Origin of the sequence: Streptomyces sp. NBC_00683 (assembly GCF_036226745.1) — a bacterium.
Lineage (GTDB): Bacteria > Actinomycetota > Actinomycetes > Streptomycetales > Streptomycetaceae > Streptomyces.
The window spans coordinates 2,137,901-2,159,832 of record NZ_CP109013.1; the positions used below are offsets into that span (position 1 = coordinate 2,137,901).

A 21,932-nucleotide genomic window follows, 5' to 3' on the forward strand; every position below is an offset into this window, starting at 1 on the left:
AGGGACCTTCGATGAGACGCCTTCGCCGCCGCGCAACCGGCCCCCGCGCGCCGATCGCCCTGGCGATCCCCGCGCTGCTGGCCATCGCCTTCCTGCTGCTGCCACTGGTCGGGATCCTCGCCCGCACCTCCTGGCGCGACCTGGGCACTCATCTGACCAGCCCCGAGACGACCGAAGCGCTGACGTTGTCCCTGGTCGTGTCCGCCTGGGCCCTGGGCCTTTCCGTCGTTCTCGGTGTCCCGCTCGCCTGGCTTCTGGCCCGCGTCGACTTCCCCGGCAAGGCATTCGTCCGCTCGCTCGTCCTCCTGCCGATGGTGCTGCCGCCCACGGTCGGCGGTGTCGCCCTTCTCCTGGCCTTCGGCCGGCGCGGGCTGCTGGGGCCCTGGATGGAGGACACGTTCGGCCTCACCCTGCCGTTCCACACCTCCGGCGCCGTCCTCGCCGCGACCTTCGTCGCGATGCCGTTCCTGATCATCAGCCTCGAAGGGGCCCTCGGCGGGCTGCGTCCCCGCTACGAGGAGACCGCGGCCTCCCTGGGGGCCTCACCGGTGCGGGTGTTCTTCACCGTCACCCTGCCCATGGTCGCCCCCGGGCTCGCCGCAGGAGCGGCGCTGACCTGGGCGAGGGCCCTGGGGGAGTTCGGCGCGACCATCACCTTCGCCGGAAATCTCCCCGGCACGACGCAAACCCTGCCGCTCCAGGTCTATTTGCTGCTCCAGGACAACCCGGAGGCAGCCACCTCCGTCTCCCTGCTTCTTCTGGCCATCGCCATGGCCGTGCTCATCGCACTGCGCGGACGCTGGACCGGCACCCCGAGTACGGCACCGGCACGGCCGCGGACTCCGGAAGCCGAAGCGGCTCCCGCCCCTCACGGGGACGCGCACGCTCCGGAGGTCGCGCACGCGCCCGCCGGTACCGAGGGCAGCTGGCCGCTCCACGCCACGGTCACCGGATTCAACGACCTCACCCTCGACGCGGACGCCGGAACCACCATCGCCGTCGTCGGCCCCAACGGCGCGGGCAAGACCACACTGCTGCGCGCACTCCTCGGCCTCACCCCGCGCGCCCACGCCGAACTCCGGCTGGGCGACACCGATGTCACCGCACTCCCGCCGCACCGCAGGGGCGTCGCCTGGGTCCCGCAGGACGGTGCTCTCTTTCCCCACATGAACGCGCTGGCGAACACCGCGTACGGGCTCCACGCGCGCGGTGTGCCGCGCGCCGAAGCCCGCCACAGCGCCCAGCAGTGGCTGGACCGCCTCGGCGTGGGTCATCTCGCCCACCGCAGGCCGGCTCAGATCTCCGGAGGCCAGGCTCAGCGTGTCGCGCTCGCCCGGGCCCTGGCCGCCCGCCCCCGGCTGCTCCTGCTCGACGAACCGCTCGCCGCCCTCGACCAGACGACCCGCGCCCATGTCCGGCACACCCTTCGCCGCCATCTCGACGGCTTCGGCGGCGTATGCCTGATCGTCACTCACGATCCCGTCGAAGCCGTCGCGCTCGCCGACCGGGTTCTCGTCCTGGACGAGGGCAGGGCACTGCAGGACGCACCGCCCGCCGAGGTCACCCGCCACCCCCGCTCCCCCTGGGTCGCCCGGATGCTCGGCCGCAACGCCTGGCCCGGCATCGCCACCGCCGAAGGCATACAACTCACCGGCGGCGGCACCCTCGTGGCTGCGGAGCCGCTCCCGCCCGGCACGGACTCCCTCGCGGTCATCGCCCCGGAGGCCGTCGCCGTACACCGGGACAGGCCGACCGGGAGCCCTCGCAACGTCTGGCCAGGCACCGTCCGGGAGATCACCACCAGCGGCAGCCGGCTGCGTGTCCTGATCACTTCGGACCGGGCACCGGACCTCGTCGCCGAGATCACCCCGCAGGCTGTCGCGGAACTGGGCCTCGCCGAGGGGACTCCCGTCTGGACCAGCGTCAAGGCCACGGAGGCGACGGTCGTCGCCCTCTGAGGCGATCCGCCGGTCAGTAGACGTCGCGGACGTACCGCTTGTCGGCGGCGAGCTGCTTGACGTACAGGGCTGCTCCTGTCTGATCGAGGCCGCCGTGGGTGACGGCGATGTCGCGCAGCGCCTGGTCGACGTCCTTGGCCATGCGCGCGGCGTCCCCGCAGACGCAGAAGTGGGCGCCGTCCTGGAGCCAGGACCACAGCTTGGCACCGTGCTCGCGCATCCGGTCCTGTACGTAGACCTTGGCGCGCTGGTCGCGCGAGAAGGCGGTGTCCAAGCGGGTGAGGGTGCCGTCGGCGAGGAAGGCCGTCAGTTCCTCCTCGTAGTAGAAGTCGGTGGCACGGTGCTGCTCGCCGAAGAAGAGCCAGTTGGGGCCGCGGTGGCGGTGTGCGCGGCGTTCCTCCAGGAAGCCGATGAACGGAGCCACTCCGGTACCCGGGCCGACCATCACCATCGGGGTGTCGGGGCCGGCGGGCGGCCGGAAGTGCGGGGCACGCTGCACGAAGACCGACACCGGGGCGCCGGGGGCGGCATCCGCGAGGAAGGGCGAGCACACTCCGTCGCGGGGGCGGCCGTGCAGGTTCTCGTACCGGACGACGGACACGGTCAGGGAGACCTGGTGGGGGTCGGTGAGCGGACTGGACGATATCGAGTACAGGCGGGGCTGGAGCCGTTTGAGGATGCCGGCCCACTCCTGCGGGGTGGCGCGGACGGGGTACTCGGCGAGGACGTCGACGGCTTGACGGCCCCAGGACCAGCGGGCGAGTTCGCCCTTGTTGTCGGGACGCAGCATCTTCTTCAGTGCACGGTCCCCGGTGCGCTCGGTGATGAAGCCCAGCAGGGCCGGAGTGAGCCGGGTGATGTCCAGGTGTCCGTGCAGGGCGTCGGCCAGCCGGATCTCGCCGAGGCCGGCGACATCGACGGCGGCGGCGGCGTCGAGACCGGTGACGGCCAGCCATTCGGCCACCAGATCCATGCTGTTGACCGGGTGTACGCCGAGGGCGTCACCGGCCTGGTACACGAGAGGAGTGTCGGAGTCCCGGGTGTCGAAGGTGAACCGGCGGACCTCCTTGCCCGCGCCGGGGAGGCTGAGGAGCCGGTTGCCGGCCAGCCGCGCCGTGGCCGGTGCGGGCCTGGCGCCGCGGACGGGCGTGGCGGCGGGGGCAGCGGCGACGGCAGCGGCTGGTGACACGGCGGTCGTCGGCTGTGCGGTGAGGCCGGCCAGAACCTGGTCCAGCCATGTGCGGGCGGAGGGCTCGTAGTCGGGTTCGCAGTCGGCGCGCGGGGCGAGGCGTACGGCCCCCAGCTCGTCCAGGCGCTGATCCAGGCGCCGGCCGTGCCCGCAGAAGTCGTCGTACGAGGAGTCGCCGAAGGCCAGCACCGCGTACCGTCTGCCGTCCAGGGGCGGGGGGTCGGCGGCGGTCAGTGCCTCCCAGAACCCGGAGCCGTTGTCGGGCGCGTCCCCGTCCCCGAAGGTGCTGGTGATCAGCAGGAGGTCGGCCGCGGGCGGGAGGGCACGCGGATCCGCCTCGTCCATGCCGACGAGCCGGGCCCGGTGTCCGGTCTCGGCCAGCCGGGATGCGGCGGCCGCGGCGAACTCCTCGGCGTTGCCGGTCTGCGAGGCCCACAGCACGACCACGTCACGGCCCGGAGGTGCCTGCGCCACCGGTTCGTCCGCGGTCTGCGGGGCACGCGAGTACATGCCGGCGAGCACCCCGTTCACCCATCGCGCGTGCTCCGTGGTGAACGGTGCACCGGCCGGTAGTACCGGGACACCGGGCATGCCCGACGACAGCCCGGCAAGGAATCCGACCAGGTACTGCCGTTCGTGCTCGGCGAGTACGGGCGGCGGTGTGTCCTCCAGCCCGAACGCGGTTGCGGCGCCGGACCGGTTCCTGGTCGGCAGGACCACGACCGGCTCCGCCGCGGGGGCGGCGACAACGGGTGCCGGGAAGATGCTGACAGCGGTGGCGACCTTGGTGAGGGTCACCGCACACATCTTGAACTCGGGCTGGAAGGAAATCGGGTCCACGGCGTCGCTGGTCACCGCGTTGACACTCAGGTACTCGCCGAACAGGTCGTTCCAGTGGAACGGTGCGAAGGAGCAGCCCGGCCGCACCCGGTCCGTCACCACGGCGGGCAGTACGGCCCGGCCGCGCCGGGAGGCGACCTCGACGGAGTCCCCCTCCTCGATTCCGAGCCGGCTCGCGTCCTCGGGGTGCAGTTCGACGAACGGCGCCGGATCGAGCTTGTTGAGCTTGGCGACCTTGCCGGTCTTGGTGAGGGTGTGCCACTGGTGCTGGAGACGGCCGGTGTTGAGGACGAACGGATAGTCGTCGTCCGGCATTTCGGCAGCCGGCACGTGCGGACGGGCGAAGAAGACGGCCCGTCCGCTCGCTGTCGGGAACACGGGGCGGCCGTCCTCGCCGAGGTAGCGGATGGGGTTGCGATCGGGGCCGTCGGCCGTCGGTGCGGGCCACTGGACGGACGTGGCGCGCAGGCGCTCGTACGTCACGCCCCGCAGGTCGTAGCCGGTCTTCGGATTCGCGGCGCCCTTGATCTCCTCGAAGATCTCCTCGGCGCTGCCGTAGGTGAACGCGTCGGCGTAGCCCATCTCGCAGGCGATGCGCGCGATGATCCGCCAGTCCGCGAGCGCCTCACCGGGCGGGTCCACCGCCGGCCGGGCGAGCGTGAGGTTGCGTTCGCTGTTGATCAGCACGCCCTCGCTCTCGCTCCACAGGGCGCCGGGCAGCACGACGTCGGCGTAGGCATTGGTCTCGGTGTCGGCGAACACGTCCTGGGTGATGACGAGTTCGGCCGTCTCCAGGGCCTCGATGACGGTCCGGCGATTGGCGACCGAGGCGACGGGGTTGGTGCAGATGATCCAGCAGGCCTTGATCTCACCGTCCGCCATCCGCCGGAACATGTCGATGGTTCCCTTGCCGGAGCCGTCCTTGCGGACGGTGCCGGGTTCCAGGCCCCAGAGCCCTTCGACGAAGGCGCGGTCCTCGTCCACGAGCACCGATCGCTGGCCGGGCAGACCGGGCCCCATGTAGCCCATCTCGCGACCGCCCATGGCGTTGGGCTGGCCGGTGAGGGAGAACGGGCCGCTGCCGGGACGGCAGATCGCACCGGTGGCCAGGTGCAGATTGATCAGTGCGTTGGTGTTCCACGTGCCGTGCGTGGACTGGTTGAGCCCCATGGTCCAGCAGCTCATCCATTCCCCCGCCTCGCCGATCCACTGCGCCGCCCGGCGGATGTCCGCCTCGGGGATGCCCGTGATCCCTGAGACGGTGTCGGGCGCGTAGTCCGCGAGGAACTCCGGCATCGCCTCCCAGCCCTCCGTGCGCGCGTCGATGAACGCGGTGTCCGTGTGCCCGTTCTCGTGGAGAAGGCGCAGCAGGCCGTTGAGGAGGGCGAGGTCGGTTCCGGGTTCGATCTGGAGGAAGAGGTCGGCCTTGTCGGCGGTGGCGGTGCGCCGCGGGTCCACGACGATCAGCTTGGCTCCCGCCTTCACCCGTTCCATCAGGCGCAGGAACAGGATTGGGTGGCAGTCGGCCATGTTGGAGCCGATGACGAGGAAGACGTCCGCCTTCTCGAAGTCCTGGTACGAACCGGGCGGGCCGTCGGCGCCCAGGGAGAGCTTGTAGCCGCTGCCCGCGCTCGCCATGCACAGCCGTGAGTTGGACTCGATCTGGTTGGTCCGCACGAAGCCCTTGGCCAGTTTGTTCGCCAGGTACTGCGCCTCCAGGCTCATCTGCCCGGACACGTAGAAGGCGACGGCATCCGCCCCGTGCTCGTCGATGATCGTCCGCAGTCGTCGTGCCGTGCCGGTGATCGCCTCGTCCACGGGTGTCGGTACCGGCTCGGCGCCGCGCTCGGGGCGCGTCAGTGCGGTGGTCAGCCGGCCGGGGGCGGCGAGCATGTCGGCCGTCGTCACGCCCTTGGTGCACAGCCGGCCGAAGTTCGCCGGGTGTGCCTTGTCGCCCGAAGCCTTGAGGACCTTGCGGCGACCGTCCGGGCCGGAGGCGATGTCGAGCACCAGGCCGCAGCCCACCCCGCAGTACGAGCAGACCGTCCGTATCGGGGAGACGGCTGTCGACGAATCCTGTGGGGGCACCGAAGGGCCTCTCTGTCGGTCGAAGCGTGCCCCTGACGGTACGAAACGCCCATTACGTCGATGTGACCTCGACCGATCATGGGTGGTAACACCCGTCACACATGCGCCGGACCAGCACTGTGAGGTCCGAGCGGAGCCGCCCAGATGCCAGGAAGATGCTCTGGGACATTCGCAGGTGCGGTGCCAGTGCGCCGTACAGATCGCATCTGCGGATCATGCGAACCGCGACGGCCCTCCTCGGCCCCTCCGGTGTCGGATCACATGGCGGCGGCAGGCGCCAGGAACCCGTCGACGGTGCGGCGGACCATGGGGACCGCGTCGCCTTCGCCCAGGCGCAGTGCGGTGTTTGCGGCGTTGAGCACCGCGTCGATCTGAAAAGCCGTGAGGTCCACGTCGAGCCGGGCGATCTCGCCGGCGTCGACGGCGCGGCGCAGCTCGCCGGCGAGGAGAGCGAGCCAGGTGCGGCGGTGGAGCAGCAGGGCGTCCCGGACCTCCCCGGGCCGGCTGTCGAAGTCGGGGAGGCTGGCCGCCCAGAAGCACCCTCCGGCGAAGAGCGGGGCCTCGGCGTAGGAGATCCAGTGCTCCGTCAGCGCCCGGAGCCGCAGGCTTCCCGGCGGAGCGGTCCGTGCGGGGCGGACGACCGCTTCGGCGAACTCTTCGCGCGCCGACTCCGCGACGGCGAGCTGCAGGTTCTCCTTGGTCTTGAAGAGTGTCTGGATACCGCTCTTGCTCAGCCCCAGGTCGGTGGCCAGGCGGCCGATGCTGAGCCCGTTGAGCCCTTCCAGCGAGGCGACGTCGACGCCGTGGCGCGCGATCCGGCGCCTGGTCCGGGCACCGCGTACGAGGCGCTGGTCCTCCACGGTCGCGGCTGCCCCTTCCGCCGAGGACTTGGCTGCCTGTCGCCCCTGGCTCTCCGCACGCTCGTTCATCGGTCCCATCCTGCCATGCGCTTGCTTAAAGCATACGACCGATCGTACGTTTAGTTTGAAGCTGGAAGCGGCCCACCGAGGAGGCATCCGTGCACGAACAACGCATGATCGAACTGGCCCACGCACTCGCCGTCGCCAAGAGCCGGCAGGACGTTCCCGCCGCCCTGCGGCTCTTCCACCCCGACATGGCGCTCGAGACCCCCGCCTTCGGTACGACGTATCGGGGCCTGGCCGAGAACGAGAAGGCGCTGCGGGGGTTCTTCGCCTCGTTCCCCGACTACGACGTCGCCCTGGGGGGCCATGCGAGCGACGGCGACACGCTCGCGTGCTGGGGTACGGCGCGGCTGACCATGACAGGCAACCGGTTCGGCGTGGTCCCCAACGGGGAACGGGCCGAGATACCGGTGTTCATCCAGTTCGCCTTCAAGGACGACCTGATCGCGGGCGAACGCTTCTTCTTCGACCTGGCGACACTGTGCGCCCGGTCGGGCGTCTCGACGGACGCGGTCCGGCAGAGACTGTTCCCCGCACTCGCGGGAGGCGAGGCAGCATGACAGCGGACCCACGGGTGAAGGACGTCGGCGAGATCCGGACCGCGCACCTCTTCGACATGGTCGTCGACCTGAACCCCCCACTGCCCATCGGCAGCGGCCCGTTCGGCCGACGCGTCCTCTTCGGCGCGGCAGGCGGCACGTTCCACGGCCCCCGGCTGCACGGCGACGTCCTCCCCGGCGGAGGCGACTGGGCACTGTTCGACCCCGACGGAACGATGAGCCTGGACGTACGCCTCACGCTGCGCACCCACGACGGCGCCCTCCTGCACATGACCTACGGCGGCCGCTGGGTCACACCGCCCGAGGTGCGCGACGCCCTGGCCGACCCTGCCGAGCGCCACCGGATCGACCCGGCCCACTACTACTTCCGGACCAGCCCGTTCTTCGAGACCGGGGCCGAGCCTTACGCGTGGCTCAACGGCACGGTCTGCGTCGGGTCGGGATACCTCGTCGAGGGCGGCATCGCCTACAAGGTCTCCCGGGTTCTGTGACGGGACATCAGGGCACGGGCGCGCACCGCGAATCTCCGGCACGTCGGTCACGCCCGAACACACCTCCCGGTTGCCGTTCCTAGGATCCTTAGGCTATACCTAGTGGTCCTAGGAACGGCGTGGGAGGGTGCATGGCGCGGGCAGGGCTGACGGCGGAGCGGGTGACGGTCGCGGGCGCCGAGCTGGCGGACGAGGTCGGGCTCGACCGGGTGACCATGTCGCAGGTTGCCCGGCGGCTCGGTGTGAAGGATGCGAGTCTCTACTCGCACGTCCGCGGTCTGGAGGATCTGCGCGGACGCATCGCGTTGCTGGCGGCGGACGAGAAGACCATCCGTATCGCCGAGGCGACCACCGGCCGGTCGGGCAAGGACGCTCTGGTCGCGTTCGCCAACGCCTGGCGGGAGTACGCCCACGGGCATCCGGGCCGCTACACCGCGACGCAGATCCCGATCGAGATCGACCCGGAACTGGCCGCGAACGCGCCCGGACCCCGGCGCGCGGTCGAGCTGACCTACGGCATGCTGCGCGGCTACGGACTGGCCGAGCCGGATCTGACCGACGCGGTCCGCCTGCTGCGCAGCACGTTCCACGGGTTCGTCGCCCTGGAGGCAGCGGGCGGCTTCGCACACCGGCGTTCGCCGCAGCAGTCCTGGCTCCGCGCCCTCGACGCCCTGCACACGCTCCTGGAGCACTGGCCCCCGTCCGGAGAAAGGGCCTCCTCATGACCGGTCCCACCACTGGCAGCCTGCGCGTGAACGGCGCGACTCTGCACTACGAAGTGCGGGGCCACGGCCCACTCCTGCTCCTGATCCCCGGGGGTACGGGCGGGGCGGCCTCCTTCGACGACATCGCCGACGACCTCGCCACCGCAAACACAGTCGCCACCTACGACCCGCGAGGCATGTCCCGAAGCACGCTGGGCGACCCCGAGGCCGAGCAGTACGTGGCCGAACACGCCGACGACGCGTTCCGCATGCTGGAACTGCTGTCGCCCGGCAAGCCGGCGCGTGTGTTCGGCGCCAGTTCGGGTGCGATCGCCGCCCTGCACCTGCTCACCACCCATCCCGGACGCGTCGAACGCCTCGTGGCCCACGAGCCCCCGGCGGTCATGGTCCTGCCGGACGCCGCCGACCATCGCCAGTTCATCGTCAGGGTGCAGGAGACCTTCCGCACCCACGGGCTCAGACCGGCGATGGCCGTGTTCGCCGAAGGACTGAAGAGGGACGGCGACACCACCGCGCCGAAGGCCGACACCGAGATTCCGCCACAAGCGGCGGCGAGAGCCGAACAGACCATGGCCGACCTGCCGTACTTCGTCGGGCGCATCGTTCCGAGCTTCATGTCCTACACCCCGGACACGAACCGCCTGGCGGCGCTGTCGGATCAGCTCGTGCTCGCCGGCGGCCAGGACTCCCGCGGCGAGCTGGCCTACCGTCCGGCCGCTCTCCTGGCCGAGCGTCTCGGCCAGGAACTCCTGCACTTCCCCGGCGGCCACATCGGCCTGACCACGCACCCCGCCCAGTTCGGCGAACTCCTGCGCAAGACACTCCTCGATTAGGCGTTTCTCGGAGCACGGTGCGGAGCCGGACCTGGCCCAGGTGCGCCGGAGAACGCCGCCCAGGGCGGCGCCCGCCGACGCGGTGTCGGGGTGCGCCGCCCTGGGCGGTACGAGGTGCGGGAACCGGCCCGCGTGGGCCTCGCGGTTACTTCGGGTCCTCGTTGAACTTCGACGTCGACCAGAAGTAGCCGAGCGCCGCGAGGCCCAGGCACCAGGCGACGGCGAGCCATCCGTTGTGGCCGATCTCGCTGCCGAGCAGCAGCCCGCGGAGGGTTTCGATGGCGGGGGTGAAGGGCTGGTACTCCGCGATCGGCCGGAACCAGCCGGGCATGGAGTCGACCGGGGTGAAGGCGCTGGACAGGAGCGGCAGCAGGATCAGCGGCGTCGCGTTGTTGCTGGCCGCTTCGACGTTCGGGCTGACCAGGCCCATACCGACCGCGATCCAGGTGAGCGCGGTGGCGAAGAGCACGAGCAGCCCGAAGGCCGCCAGCCACTCCAGTGCGGTCGCGTCCGTGGAGCGGAAGCCGATGGCCACGCCGACGGCGCCCACGAGGACCACGCTCATGACCGACTGGAGCACGCTGCCGACGACGTGCCCGACGAGTACCGAAGGACGGTGGATCGCCATCGTGCGGAAGCGGGCGATGATGCCCTCGGTCATGTCGTTCGAGACGGACACCGCGGTACCGACCACGGTGCTGCCGATGGTCATCAGCAGCAGGCCGGGGACGACATAGGCGATGTACGCGGAGCGGTCCGCCCCGCCGCCACCGATGCCCGAGCTCATCGCGTCGCCGAAGATGTAGACGAAGAGCAGCAGCAGCATGATCGGGGTGAGCAGCAGGTTCAGGGTGAGGGACGGATAGCGGCGCGCGTGCAGGAGGTTGCGGCGCAGCATCGTCGACGAGTCGCGGACGGCGAGGGAAAGGGCGCTCATCGGACAGTCTCCTTGGACTGGTCGGGGATGGTGGTTCCGTCGGTCAGGGCGAAGAACACGTCGTCGAGGTCGGGGGTGTGCACGGTCAGTTCGTCCGCCTCGATGCCGGCCGAGTCCAGCCAGTCGAGGATGGAGCGCAGTTCGCGCTGGGTGCCGTCGCTGGGGATCTGCAGGGACAGTGCCTCGTCGTCGCGGGTGACCTCGCGCAGCGCGAGGGCGGCTGAGCGGTAGGCGGCCGGGTCGGTGAAGCGGAGCCGTACGTGCCCGCCCGGGATGAGCCGCTTGAGCTCGTCGGCACTTCCTTCGGCGGCGATCCTGCCGTTGTTCAGGACCGCGATGCGGTCGGCGAGTTCGTCGGCCTCCTCCAGGTACTGGGTGGTGAGGAAGACGGTGACGCCGCCCGTGACGAGCTCGCGGATGATCTTCCACATGTTGTGGCGGGAGCGGGGGTCGAGGCCGGTGGTCGGTTCGTCGAGGAAGATGATCCGCGGGTTCCCGACCAGGGTCATCGCGATGTCGAGCCGGCGCTTCATGCCGCCGGAGTAGGTGGAGGCGGGCTTCTTCGCGGCCTCGACGAGGTCGAAGCGCTCCAGGAGCTCGGCGGCGACCCGCCGTCCCTCCTGCTTGGACAGGTGGTGCAGGTCCGCCATGAGGAGCATGTTCTCCTCGCCGGTGATCAGCCCGTCCACGGCGGAGAACTGGCCGGTGACACCGATCGCGGCACGTACCGCCTGCGGGTCGGCGGCGAGGTCGTGACCGCCGACCCGGATCTCGCCGGAGGCGGGGTCGGGGGTGATGAGGGTGGAGAGGATCTTCACGGCGGTGGTCTTGCCGGCGCCGTTCGGGCCCAGCAGCGCGAACACGGACCCGGTCGGGATGCGCAGATCGATGCCGTCGAGGACGAGCTTGTCGCCGTACGACTTGCGCAACCCGACGACGGAGACGGCGGCCGGGGGCAGGTCGGCGCCGCCACCAATTCCTGATGCGGGCATGACAGACGAAGGCACGGGGCCCTCCCATTCGAGGTCTGAAGTGGCTCGGGGTGTGGGTGAGTTGAGGTCGTCGGGTTGTGCCGGGGTCAGACCTTGGCGCGGCGGATGTCGATGTTGCCCCAGCGGGTGCGGGCGCGGATCTTGACGGTGTCCTCGGCCCCCTCCGGCGCCTCGGACGCGGTGAGACTGTTGCGCACCTGCCCGCGGCCGGACTTGACGTCGAGCCAGGCGGCCGTGCCCTCGCGGACGCCGACGTCGATGGCTCCGTAGGAGGTGTCCAACTCGACCGTGCCGCGGGCGATTTCGTCCAGGCGCAAGGTGCCGTGGGCAGTGGTGGCGGTGACCGAGTCCTCGGCGCGCCGGATCTCGATGTCGCCGTTGGCGCCGCGCACCCGCAGCTCGCCGGTCACGGCGCCGACAGTCGTGGTGCCGTGCGAGTTCTTCAGGACGGCGGGGCCGTCGACGAGTCCGACGCGGAGGCTGCCGGAACTGGTGGTGATCTCGGCCGCGCCCTCGACCCGGTCCACGGTGATCGAGCCGTGCGACGCGGTCAGGTTCAGCGGGCCGGTCGTGTCGAGGCGGACGTCACCGGACGAGGTCTTCACGCGGACTTCGCCGAGCCTGCCCTCGCCGAGCACCTGGGCCCAGGAGCCGGTCATGTCGATGCGCGAGCCCGTGGGCAGTTCGACTGTCACGTCGACGGCGCCGGTGCGGCCGAGCAGATTGGACTTGGGCGTCCTGACGGTCAGCGCGCCGTTCGCGAAGGTGACCTCCGTCTGGTCGGCCGCCCGTACGTCCTGGTCCTTCTTCGCGTCGCGGGGCCGCACCCCGACGACGGTGTCGAGGCGGTCGCCCGCGGTGAACTGGATGGAACCGGCCTCCACGTGCGCCGTGGCCGAGATCGGTTCGGGAGTGTCGAAAGAAGGCATGGCTGTCCCGTCCTCTTGGGTCTTCGGGGCGTCCCCGCTGGTGGGACGTGGTGTGGGTGGAGTGGTGTGGGCGGGGGCGCGGCTAGCGCACCCAGCCCGTGAAGCTCTGTCCGATGGTCTGGGTCTTCTCCGTCGTACGCGGCCGGGTGCCACCGTCGACCGCTGCGGACACGGCACGTACGAGCCATGCGTTGACCGACAGGCCCTCACGGGTCGCGGCCTCCTCGGCGCGGGCCTTGAGGTGGGCGGGCACGCGCAGGTTGATGCGGGCGGTGCCGCCCTCGTCGCCGTCGGCCGGGGCCGGGGCAGGGGTCGTGAGCGGTTCGACGGGCCCGGCGGCGACGCCGTCGGTGGGCGGCAGTGTCACCACGAAGTCGGGGTCGAGTCCGCGCAGCCGCACGTCGACCGAACCGGGGGCGAGTTCGCGGGTGACCTCGTCCATGGCGGCGGAAAGCACATTGAGCAGGGTCAGCCGGGTCGCCGACTCCAGGGGGGCGGTGAGCCTCTCCGCCAGCTCGCGTGCTTCGTCACCGCCGGCTTCGGCGGCCACCGCGAGTTCACGGCGGAGGGTGTCGACATAAGGCGTGAGGTCCATGACGCCATCATGGCACCACAATGGCGCCACACGCAAGCCACACGGCGACCCCGTTCGTGCACCGCACACAAGAACAGCGCTGACCTGCGTAAATACAGTGGCACCCGTCTGGGCGATCGTGGCGCCACGCCCGTTCATGCACCCCCGTGGGCACGGAGTGGCACCAGGTGGTGCCAGGTGGCGCCAAGCCGCGCCACTCGACGCCACATGGCGCCACCCGGCGGCAGGAGTGAGCGCAGACGGCAAGGGCATGACGCACCCCCGGCCTCCGCACCCGAGCGGCGCCCCCGGCCCCTCGCCGCAGATCATCACTGCCCCTTCACGAAAAGGGCCTCACCGTGTGCGAGGCCAGGCGCGCACCGGTCCGGCACCCGCGCCTCCCGTGACTGACAGTCCGCTCGCCGACGCCGTCAGTGGCTGATTGGACCTAACCTTTCCGCAACGACATTCGGGTATCGGACGGGCAGTCAAGTCGGCGCGCCGGGAACCTCATCGAGCGGTTCGTGACCCTCGGGCGGACCTGCCGCTGTGCGCCGGACCGCTGGTCAGGCAGGGTCCCCTCGGCTCGCACCGAACCCCCGTGCGCGCACAAGAGCCTTTGTTTTCAGAGCAGTTGTGACCGAGTTGGACTGCTGCCGTGCTGTTTCCGCGCACAATTTTCGACGTTGTACCCATCCGTAGCCACGTCCTACGGCATAGGATCATGCCGCGCCACTGGGGCCTCACCTGCCCCAACTGCCCCGTCTGTCCCTTCCACATCGGTGCAGACGATGTGCCGACGTTCCCACCGACACCCCCACAACCCGTTAACAGGTATCTGCGTGTCACCGATACTCAGCACCGGTTCCGGCGATGGAGCCGTGCAGTGAAAATCAATCGTCGCCTCGTCCTCCTCGTCACCGCGCCTCTCACCGTGGCCGTCACCTTCTCGGTTCTGGCCCTCGCGCCCGCGACCAACCAGGCGCTGCAGGCAAACCGGCTGACCGCGATGGTCGATGCCGCAACCGGCGCAGGCGAGTTAACCCACCAATTGCAGCGAGAACGTGCGGCAGCAACCGCACTGGTCTCCAAACAAGGTGATGCGGAAGCGTTCCGGGCAGCATCCGACGCGACCGACAAGAGCATCACCAGATTCCGCAGTCAGATCGAGCACCTGTCCGGGGTGCCCGGCAGCGCACAGAGCGCCCTCGACCGTGTCGAGCGCTTCATCGACGAGATGCCCGCCCTGCGCGCCCAGGCGCGCTCGGGCAGCAGCACCATCTCCGCGCTCGCCTTCGGCTATCGGATCGTGATCGCCGACCTCAACGGCTACCGTGACGGCATCGCGCAGGCTGACGGTGTCGATGCCGACATCGCGGACCGGATCCGCGCCGCCGCCGCCCTTTCCGAGGCAGCCGAGTACACCGCCCAGCAGCAGGTCACGGTGATGAGGGCGCAGGCCGCGGGCGGTTTCACGACCGCCTCGCAGCGGACGTTCGACGCCGGCCGGCTGGGCTACACCGAATCGACCGGCGTCCTGTTCGACCTGGGCCCCGGACAATGGCGGACCTGGCTCGAACGCACCCTCTCCGGTGCGAAGGCGCTGGAGGCCCGACGGCTCGAGGACGAGATCGGGCGTACGGGAGCCGGAAAGGACATCACGGTCACTCCGCAGGAGTGGCAGAAGGCCTCCGACGACCGTCAGACGATGCTGCGTTCGGTGGAGAAGCGGATCGACGAGTCCGTCTACGCGACGGTCTCCGACGCGCGCACCACCCTCATGTGGTTTGCCGGGGCCGAGGTCGCCCTGGTGCTGCTGACCCTGGTCGGTGCCGTCGTCGTCGCCATCCGCCTGGGTCGCGTCATGATCAGGCGGCTGCGCGATCTGCGTAACGCCGCGCACGAGGTCGCCCACACCGGGCTGCCCGCCGTGATGAACGAACTGTCCCAGCCCGGCGCCCTCAGCGGCGCGACGCCCGAGCAGGTGGCGCGGCGTACGGGCAACCCGGTGAGGACCACGGGAGACGACGAGATCGGCGAGGTCGGCGAGGCGTTCAACGCCGTCCACCACGAAGCCGTCCGTCTGGCGGCCCAACAGGCCCACATTCACGAACAGTTCGCCGAGACGCTGGTCGGTGTCGCCCGAAGGGGCGCGCAGTTGACCGCTGTCATGGTGTCCGAGCTGGACACGGTGCAGCGCGACGAGGCCGACCCCGTGCGGATGAAGACCCTCTTCGCTCTCGACCACCTCGCCATCCGCATGGAGCGCAACACCAACAACCTCCTGGTGCTGGGCGGTTACGGGCACGCCCGGGTGCGCACGGCCGACGTCGGGTGTTCCACCGTCGTCGTGGCCGCGGCCCAGCAGATCGAACGCTTCGACCGTGTGTCCCTCGGCGTCGTCGAATCGGGTATCGGCGTCACCGCCCGCGCCGTCCACGACGTGGCGCACATCCTGGCCGAACTCCTCGACAACGCGACCCGGTTCTCACCGCCCGACAAGCAGGTCGGGGTCGCCGTCTGGCGGCTGTGGGACCGCGCCGTCGTGCAGATCGTCGACGAGGGGGTGGGCATCACCGCGGAACGCCGCGCCGTCCACAACGCCGCGCTGCTCGAACCGCAGGCGGGTATCGGAGACGTACGGTCCATGGGTCTGCGCGTGGTGGCACGGCTCGCCGCGCGCCACGGCATCGTCGTCGAACTGCGCGACTCGTCAGGCCCCGGCACCATCGCCGAGGTCACCCTGCCCGCGAAGGTGCTGGCCGTGCCGCCCGAGGAGGCCGCACCGCCGCAGCCGGGGATGCTCGGCGAGGATCACGGCAACGACAGCCATGACAACGATGTTCGCTACGAATCGCCCCGTCCGGTCACACGGCCCGGACCGACCGCCCGCAGGCAGCCGGCAGGAGTGGGCGGGTGGCCCGACCGCCACGGCGCCCCCGTCGGTGCGGGTGTCGGCACGCGGGGCGCACCCACCGGCGGTGACTACACACCGGGCGCGAACCGGGGTGGTGACCATCAGGGCGTGCCTCCCGGCGACGACGGGGCCCGCGGCGGCGGATCCGGCGCCGGCACGCATGAGCGGGACGGCGGAACCGCGCCTGCCCCGCATCCCGTGCACGACGAGCCGGTTTCACGCATCGCCGGAGTCAGCTCCTCAGGACTGCCCCTACGGCAGCGCAACACGCCCCAGCAGTGGCCCTCCTTGGGCAAACGGGACGGCACAGAACAGCGCTCCGGCGCCACCGCGCCGAGGCCGTCGCCCCGCCGCCGGGACTCCCGGCAGGTCTCCGACGTCCTGGCGGCCTATGCCCAGGGGATCAACAGGAGCACGAACCGTGGGCGCTCCGCCACCGACGACGACACCGAACGGACCAAGAAATGACCTCCCCCAACGACCTGAGCTGGATCCTGAGCGGCTTCGCGGGACGCATCCCGGAAGTCACCCAGGCGATAGCCGTGTCCGTGGACGGGCTCGCACTGGCTTACACCGGTGTGGAACGTGACGACGCCGAGCGGCTGGCCGCCATCGCCTCCGGCGTCGTCAACCTGCTTTCCGCCGCTGCCCAGTTGACGAACACCGATCCTGTCGAGCACAGCCTCACCGCGATGGAGGGCGGCTACATGTTCTCGATGGCCGTCTCCAGCGGCGCGTCCCTGCTGGTGACCACCACCAGGGACGCGGACATCGGCGAGGTCAGTTACATGATGTCCGAACTGATCAACCAGGTCGGTGACTCACTGACCCCCCAGGTCCGCGATCCGAGCCTGCCGCCCTCGCGCTGATCAACGGGTCGTTCCCGTACGACCGCACCGCCCGCACCACCCGTACGACCGGCGGCACCACCCCCCGCGCCGGGCCCGCTCGACTGCGGGCTCCGACCCGTTCCGCCTGTTCCGACCCATGCCCCCGATACTCCTGATGAGAGCCCTCATGTTCTTCGACATATCCAGTCCCCGCCGCCGCAGATTCCGGCCGGCCGGCGCCGCCGCCCTCGCCCTCGGTCTGGCAGCCGTCACCGGATGCAGCAGCGACAGCGGTGCCGACGACGACACCGTGAAGGTCGGCCTGGTGGCCTCCCTGTCCGGCACCTACGAGCCGGTCGGCACCGAGCTGCGAGCCGGCTTCGAGCTCTACCTGAACACCCACGGAAAGAAGCTGGGCGGACGCAAGGTCGAGCTCATCGTGGCGGACGAAGGCGACGGTCCGCCGACCGCCGTTCCCGCGGCCACCAAGCTGGTCAAGAAGGACAAGGTCGACGTCCTGACGGGTCTCGTCAGCGGTGGCTCGGTCAACGCGGTGCTGCCGCTGGTCAACCAGGCCAAGATCCCCTTCCTGGGTTCGAACGGCCGGCCGCCCATCAAGGACCTCGAGTACGTGTGGACGACGAGCTTCCTGTCCGACGAGCCGGGCAAGGCCATCGCCCCGTACGTCAAGGAGAAGGTCGACGGACCGGTCTACGCGATCGGCCCCGACTACCAGGGCGGCTACGACGAACTGCGCGGCTTCACCGACGAGTTCAAGCGGGTCAAGGGCAAGCTCGCCAACCCGGGCGGCAAGACCACCTGGACGCCGTTCCCGAAGACCACCAACTTCATGCCGTACTTCGCCGACATCGCCAAGACGGACGCCAAGGCGGTGTACTGCTTCTACGCCGGCAAGGCCGCGATCGACTTCGCGAAGCAGTACGCCCAGTCCGACATCGCCGATCTGCCGCTGTACACGGCCTTCGTCACCGAGGGCAGTGTGCTCCAGGCCCAGGGCCCCGCGGCGAAGGACATCTACTCGGTCCTGAACTACGCGGCCGACCTCGACAACGAGGCCAACCGCAAGTTCGCCGCCGACTGGACCGCCGAGCACGACACGCAGCCCACCACGTACGCGATGGCGTCGTACGACGCTGCCGCCGTGCTCGACAAGGCGATCGCCGATGCGGCGAAGGGCGGAGACGTGACGCCCAAGACCATCAACAAGGCCATCGCGGGCCTCGGCCAGATCGACAGCCCGCGCGGCGCCTGGGAGTTCGGCGACAAGGCGCACTCCCCGGTGCAGACCTGGTACCTGCGCCAGGTACGGCCGGACGGTGCCCAGCTGGCCAACGTCATGGTCCAGGACCTGGCCACGCTCGGCGGCTGACATGGAACTCCTGGATGCCCACCTCATACCGGCGGTGGACGGGGTGGCCTACGGGCTGCTGCTGTTCGTGGTCGCCGCCGGTCTGAGTCTCGCCTTCGGCACCGCGGGCGTGCTGAATCTGTCGCACGGCACCCTGTACGCGATCGGCGCCTACACGGGGGCCGAGCTGAGCGACGGAACCTGGGGCGGCCTCGCCCTCGGGCTGGCCGCCGGAACGGCGGCGGCGTGCGTGGCCGGGGCGGGGCTGTCCGCCGCGACGGCTCCGCTCGCCAGGCGTGGGCATCTCGCTCAAGCACTGCTGACGTTCGGGCTCGCCCTGGTCGGCGGTGACCTGCTCATCCAGTTCTTCGGGGCGGACGAGCTTCCGGTACGCGTCCCCGAGGCGCTCGACTCCTCGGTGACGCTGTTGGGCCACCGGTACCCCGCGTACCGGCTCGGCTTCATCATGATGGCCGTGCTGCTCGCGGCGTTCGGCACGTGGGTACTGACCCGCACCCGCATGGGTGCGGCGGTACGGGCCGCCGCCGACGACCCGCAGATGCTCGCGACCACCGGCCACAACCCCCGGGCGGTGCACACCGGTGTGCTCGCGGCGGCGGGTGCGCTGGCCGGTGCCGCGGGCGTGCTCGGGGCACCGATCATCGGTCCCGGGCCGGGCACGTCGGAGAACGTGCTGATGCTGTCCCTCGTGGTGGTCGTGCTCGGCGGGCTGCGCTCGCTGTGGGCGACGCTCGCGGCGGCGGTCGCCGTGGGCGAGGTACAGACCCTGGGCATCTCGGTGGCACCCGACCTGGCCCCGTACCTGCTCTTCGCCGCGATGGCGGCCGTGCTGGTGCTCCGCTCCCGCTTCGCGGAACCTGCGACCGCGCACGGCACGGAGGGCCCCGCCGCGGACCCGTTGGCCCGGCTGCGCCGGCACCTCTCCGCGCGGCTGCGACGGCGGCCGAACAGGTCGCCCGTGGCGGGCCAGGTCGCCACGGCTTCCGAAACAGGTGACACCAAGGCCTCTCCGGAGAAAGCCCGTTGGGCCGATGCGGTGCTCTCGCCGGGAAAGAACAGGGGCGCGCTCACGGGCATCGGGTGGCTGTCGCGTGGGGCCGCGTGGCGGCAGGCCGCTCCGCTGCTCGTGCTGCTCGCGGTGCTGATCGCACTGCCGGGGATGCTCGACGCGTACAGCATCTCGCTGGCCGGTTCCGCCCTGGCTCTGGGGCTGCTCGCGGTCAGCGTCACCATCCTCACCGGCTACGCCGGGCTGCCCACGCTCGGGCAGACCGCGCCGTTCGCCGTCGGCGCGTACGCCACCGCGAACCTCGCGGAAGCCGGGTGGACGATAGGTCCGGTCCAGATCGTCCTCTCGGCGCTCGCGGCAGCGGTCTTCTCAGTGGTGACGGGACCGGCCGTGATCCGGGCCCGTGGCACCACCGTGCTGATGATCACGCTCGCCATCGGTGAGCTCAGCGGAGCGGTCATCAACCAGATCAAGTCCGTCACCGGCGGCGCCGACGGTCTCGTCGGCTTCCCGGCCACCCAGGCGCTGTGGGGCGGGGAGGGCATGTTCGAGGAGAGCGAGCTCTACACCTACGCACTCGTCGTCGCCGTCGTCGCCGTCACCGTCACCTTGCTCGTGCTGCGCTCCCCGGCCGGGAAGCTGCTGACCGGCACCCGGGGTGCCGAGGCGCGGATGCGCGCCTCGGGGCACCCGGTGGGGCGCTACCTGCTGGTGGCGCACATCTGCGCCGGCGCGCTGGCCGGTGTGGGCGGCTCGCTGATGGTCACCGTCCAGCAGTACCTCTCCCCCGCCGACGTCGGCTTCGAGATCGCCGCGTTCGCCCTGCTGGCGGCCGTCATCGGCGGCACGACGTCCGTCATCGGCGCCCTGATGGGCGCCGGGCTCATCGTCGCCACCCGGGACTGGGTCGCCGGTTCGTGGCCCGGCCACGGGCCGCTCCTGCTCGGCGCGCTGTTCGTCGCCACCGTGTACCTGCTGCCCCGCGGTCTCGCCGGCCTGCGCGGCGGACCCGGCCGGGACGGGCCGGCGTCCGACGGGCCCCGGCCCGACGGCCGTCCCCCGGCCTCGCCCGCCTCCGCACACACCCCGACCACCGCCGGGAAGGTCTCCCCATGACGCCCGCACCGACCGCCGCAGCACAACCCCCGGTACTGGACCTCACCCGCCTCACCCGGAGGTACGGCAGCCTCACCGCCGTCGACGACGTCAGCCTGCGGCTCCCCGCCGGCGCCCGGCACGCCGTCATCGGTCCCAACGGGGCGGGCAAGACCACCTTGCTCAACCTCATCGCCGGAACCGACCGGCCCGACCACGGCACGATCACCCTGGACGGCGCGGACATCACCCATGTGGCCACCGCGAGGCGCAGCCGCCTGGGCATTGCCCGCAGTTTCCAACAGCCTTCGGTCATATCCGAGTTGACGGTTCTGGACAACGTCGTACTGGCCGGCTGGCCGCACCACCCGAAGCGCCGGGGTGCCTGGCGCAGCCCGTCCCGCTACCGGCTGCACACCGAGTCGGCGGGCCGTCACCTGGAGACCGTCGGCCTCGCGGACCTCGCCCACCGGCCGGCCTCCACGCTCTCCCACGGACAGCGCCGCATGCTCGACCTCGCCGCCGCGTTGGCAGGCAACCCGCGCCTGCTGCTCCTGGACGAACCGGCGGCCGGGCTGACCGACGGGGACATCGGGCGGCTGCTCGGCATCCTCGGCGGCCTGCCGGAGAGCGTCGCGATCATCCTGGTCGAGCACCACGTCGAGGTCGTCGCGCAACTCGCCACGAGTGTGACGGTGTTGGCGGCCGGACGGGTGCTCGTCACCGGTCCGACCCAGGAAGCACTCGCACACCCCGAGGTTCGCGACGCGTACCACACCACCGGCACGACGACGGGCAGGGCCGGGGCAAAGGCCGATGCCCCGGAGGCCGGCATCGAGAACGTCGCCGTGTCCACCGCCGACCCGTCAAGCACCGAAGCGAGAGGATGACCGACGCCCCCATGCTCGAACTCACCGGCCTGACCGCGGGCTACCACGGCGGTACCGTCCTCCACGGCCTCGACCTGTCCGTGCCGGCCGGCACGGTCCACGCCGTCGTCGGCCACAACGGCGCGGGCAAGACCACGCTCGTCCACACCGTCGCCGGACTGATGCGCCCGCACGCCGGCACCGTACGCCTGGACGGCCGGGACGTGACCGGGCAGCCCGCCCACCGGATCGCCCGCGCCGGAATCGGCCTCGTACCGCAGGGCCGCCGCGTGTTCGCCGGGCTCACCGTCACCGAGCACCTGCGGCTGTCCTACCGTCCGCCGCGCCGCGGCGACACCACGCGCCCCAGCGTCTGGACCCCCGCACGCGTCCTGGAGCTGCTGCCCCGGCTGGGCGAGCGCCGGGGCAACCGGGGTGCGGATCTGTCCGGCGGCGAGCAGCAGATGCTGGCGCTGGCCCGCGCACTGCTCGGCTCCCCCAGCGTGCTGCTGCTCGACGAGCCGACCGAGGGGCTCGCGCCCCTGCTCGTCCGGCAGGTCCACGAGCTGGTGACCACGCTGGCGGACGAGGGCATCGCCGTACTCCTGGTGTCCCCCAGCCCGGACCGGGCGGCCGAATGCGCCCGTACGCTCACGGTCCTCACCTCGGGGCGGATGACGCTGCGGCTGGACGGCGCGGACGCCCGCGCAGATGCCACCGCGCTGCACGCCGCGCTCGAACTCTCACCGACGGCGGCCTGAGACGCGACGGCATACGGGGGCA

17 protein-coding genes are annotated in these 21,932 nt (G+C 71.0%); 11 read left to right on the forward strand and 6 right to left on the reverse strand.

The window, feature by feature from the left end; all coding sequences use genetic code 11:
- Window positions 1-11 precede the first annotated feature (11 nt).
- The gene (locus OG257_RS09390; RefSeq protein ID WP_329206443.1) at window positions 12-1,958 is read left to right on the forward strand and encodes an ABC transporter permease; all 1,947 of its coding nucleotides are present in this window, start codon (window positions 12-14) and stop codon (window positions 1,956-1,958) included.
- A 13-nt stretch (window positions 1,959-1,971) separates the two neighbouring features.
- Here the strand turns inward: OG257_RS09390 and OG257_RS09395 are convergent, their stop codons facing one another.
- On the reverse strand, window positions 1,972-6,000 hold the full coding sequence (locus OG257_RS09395) for a molybdopterin-dependent oxidoreductase (RefSeq protein ID WP_443054557.1): 4,029 nt from the start codon (window positions 5,998-6,000) through the stop codon (window positions 1,972-1,974).
- Between the two features lie 332 nt (window positions 6,001-6,332).
- Complete coding sequence (locus OG257_RS09400) at window positions 6,333-7,004, reverse strand: TetR/AcrR family transcriptional regulator (RefSeq protein ID WP_329206444.1); 672 nt, start codon at window positions 7,002-7,004, stop codon at window positions 6,333-6,335.
- An 89-nt stretch (window positions 7,005-7,093) separates the two neighbouring features.
- Between OG257_RS09400 and OG257_RS09405 the strand changes: the two genes are divergently transcribed.
- The 4 genes from OG257_RS09405 (at window position 7,094) to OG257_RS09420 (ending at window position 9,607) form a co-directional block, all read left to right on the forward strand.
- Window positions 7,094-7,558 (forward strand): ester cyclase, encoded by a 465-nt coding sequence (locus OG257_RS09405; protein WP_329206446.1) that lies wholly within the window; start codon window positions 7,094-7,096, stop codon window positions 7,556-7,558.
- Window positions 7,555-8,049, forward strand: a complete 495-nt coding sequence (locus OG257_RS09410; RefSeq protein WP_329206448.1) for a DUF3237 domain-containing protein — start codon at window positions 7,555-7,557, stop codon at window positions 8,047-8,049. The genes OG257_RS09405 and OG257_RS09410 overlap by 4 nt, the downstream gene beginning before the upstream one ends.
- Window positions 8,050-8,180: 131 nt before the next feature.
- Window positions 8,181-8,774 (forward strand): TetR/AcrR family transcriptional regulator, encoded by a 594-nt coding sequence (locus tag OG257_RS09415; RefSeq protein WP_329206450.1) that lies wholly within the window; start codon window positions 8,181-8,183, stop codon window positions 8,772-8,774.
- Window positions 8,771-9,607 (forward strand): alpha/beta fold hydrolase, encoded by an 837-nt coding sequence (locus OG257_RS09420; protein WP_329206451.1) that lies wholly within the window; start codon window positions 8,771-8,773, stop codon window positions 9,605-9,607. The genes OG257_RS09415 and OG257_RS09420 overlap by 4 nt, the downstream gene beginning before the upstream one ends.
- A 145-nt stretch (window positions 9,608-9,752) precedes the next feature.
- Here OG257_RS09420 and OG257_RS09425 read toward each other — a convergent pair whose 3' ends face one another.
- From OG257_RS09425 to OG257_RS09440, 4 genes are all read right to left on the reverse strand, one after another.
- Window positions 9,753-10,544, reverse strand: a complete 792-nt coding sequence (locus OG257_RS09425) for an ABC transporter permease (protein WP_329206452.1) — start codon at window positions 10,542-10,544, stop codon at window positions 9,753-9,755.
- On the reverse strand, window positions 10,541-11,536 hold the full coding sequence (locus OG257_RS09430; RefSeq protein WP_329206453.1) for an ATP-binding cassette domain-containing protein: 996 nt from the start codon (window positions 11,534-11,536) through the stop codon (window positions 10,541-10,543). Before OG257_RS09430 ends, OG257_RS09425 begins: the two co-directional genes overlap by 4 nt.
- 86 nt (window positions 11,537-11,622) lie before the next feature.
- Window positions 11,623-12,465: a DUF4097 family beta strand repeat-containing protein gene (locus tag OG257_RS09435; protein ID WP_329206454.1), complete on the reverse strand. Its 843-nt coding sequence runs from the start codon at window positions 12,463-12,465 to the stop codon at window positions 11,623-11,625.
- 82 nt (window positions 12,466-12,547) lie between these two features.
- The gene (locus OG257_RS09440) at window positions 12,548-13,060 is read right to left on the reverse strand and encodes a toxin-antitoxin system HicB family antitoxin (RefSeq protein ID WP_329206455.1); all 513 of its coding nucleotides are present in this window, start codon (window positions 13,058-13,060) and stop codon (window positions 12,548-12,550) included.
- Window positions 13,061-13,925: 865 nt separating this feature from the next.
- Here OG257_RS09440 and OG257_RS09445 point away from each other — a divergent pair.
- The 6 genes from OG257_RS09445 to OG257_RS09470 all read left to right on the forward strand — a co-directional run bounded on the left by OG257_RS09445 (window position 13,926) and on the right by OG257_RS09470 (window position 21,910).
- Window positions 13,926-16,424: a sensor histidine kinase gene (locus tag OG257_RS09445; protein ID WP_329206457.1), complete on the forward strand. Its 2,499-nt coding sequence runs from the start codon at window positions 13,926-13,928 to the stop codon at window positions 16,422-16,424.
- The gene (locus tag OG257_RS09450; protein ID WP_329206458.1) at window positions 16,421-16,825 is read left to right on the forward strand and encodes a roadblock/LC7 domain-containing protein; all 405 of its coding nucleotides are present in this window, start codon (window positions 16,421-16,423) and stop codon (window positions 16,823-16,825) included. Before OG257_RS09445 ends, OG257_RS09450 begins: the two co-directional genes overlap by 4 nt.
- Before the next feature lie 148 nt (window positions 16,826-16,973).
- Window positions 16,974-18,176, forward strand: coding sequence for an ABC transporter substrate-binding protein (locus tag OG257_RS09455; protein WP_329206459.1), 1,203 nt, complete (start codon window positions 16,974-16,976; stop codon window positions 18,174-18,176).
- A gap of 1 nt (window position 18,177) precedes the next feature.
- Window positions 18,178-20,301, forward strand: a complete 2,124-nt coding sequence (locus tag OG257_RS09460) for a branched-chain amino acid ABC transporter permease (protein ID WP_329206461.1) — start codon at window positions 18,178-18,180, stop codon at window positions 20,299-20,301.
- A complete protein-coding gene (locus OG257_RS09465; protein ID WP_329206462.1) occupies window positions 20,298-21,170 on the forward strand; it encodes an ABC transporter ATP-binding protein in 873 nt (290 codons plus the stop codon). The genes OG257_RS09460 and OG257_RS09465 overlap by 4 nt, the downstream gene beginning before the upstream one ends.
- A gap of 11 nt (window positions 21,171-21,181) precedes the next feature.
- Window positions 21,182-21,910, forward strand: coding sequence for an ABC transporter ATP-binding protein (locus tag OG257_RS09470; protein WP_329214999.1), 729 nt, complete (start codon window positions 21,182-21,184; stop codon window positions 21,908-21,910).
- Window positions 21,911-21,932: the final 22 nt, after the last annotated feature.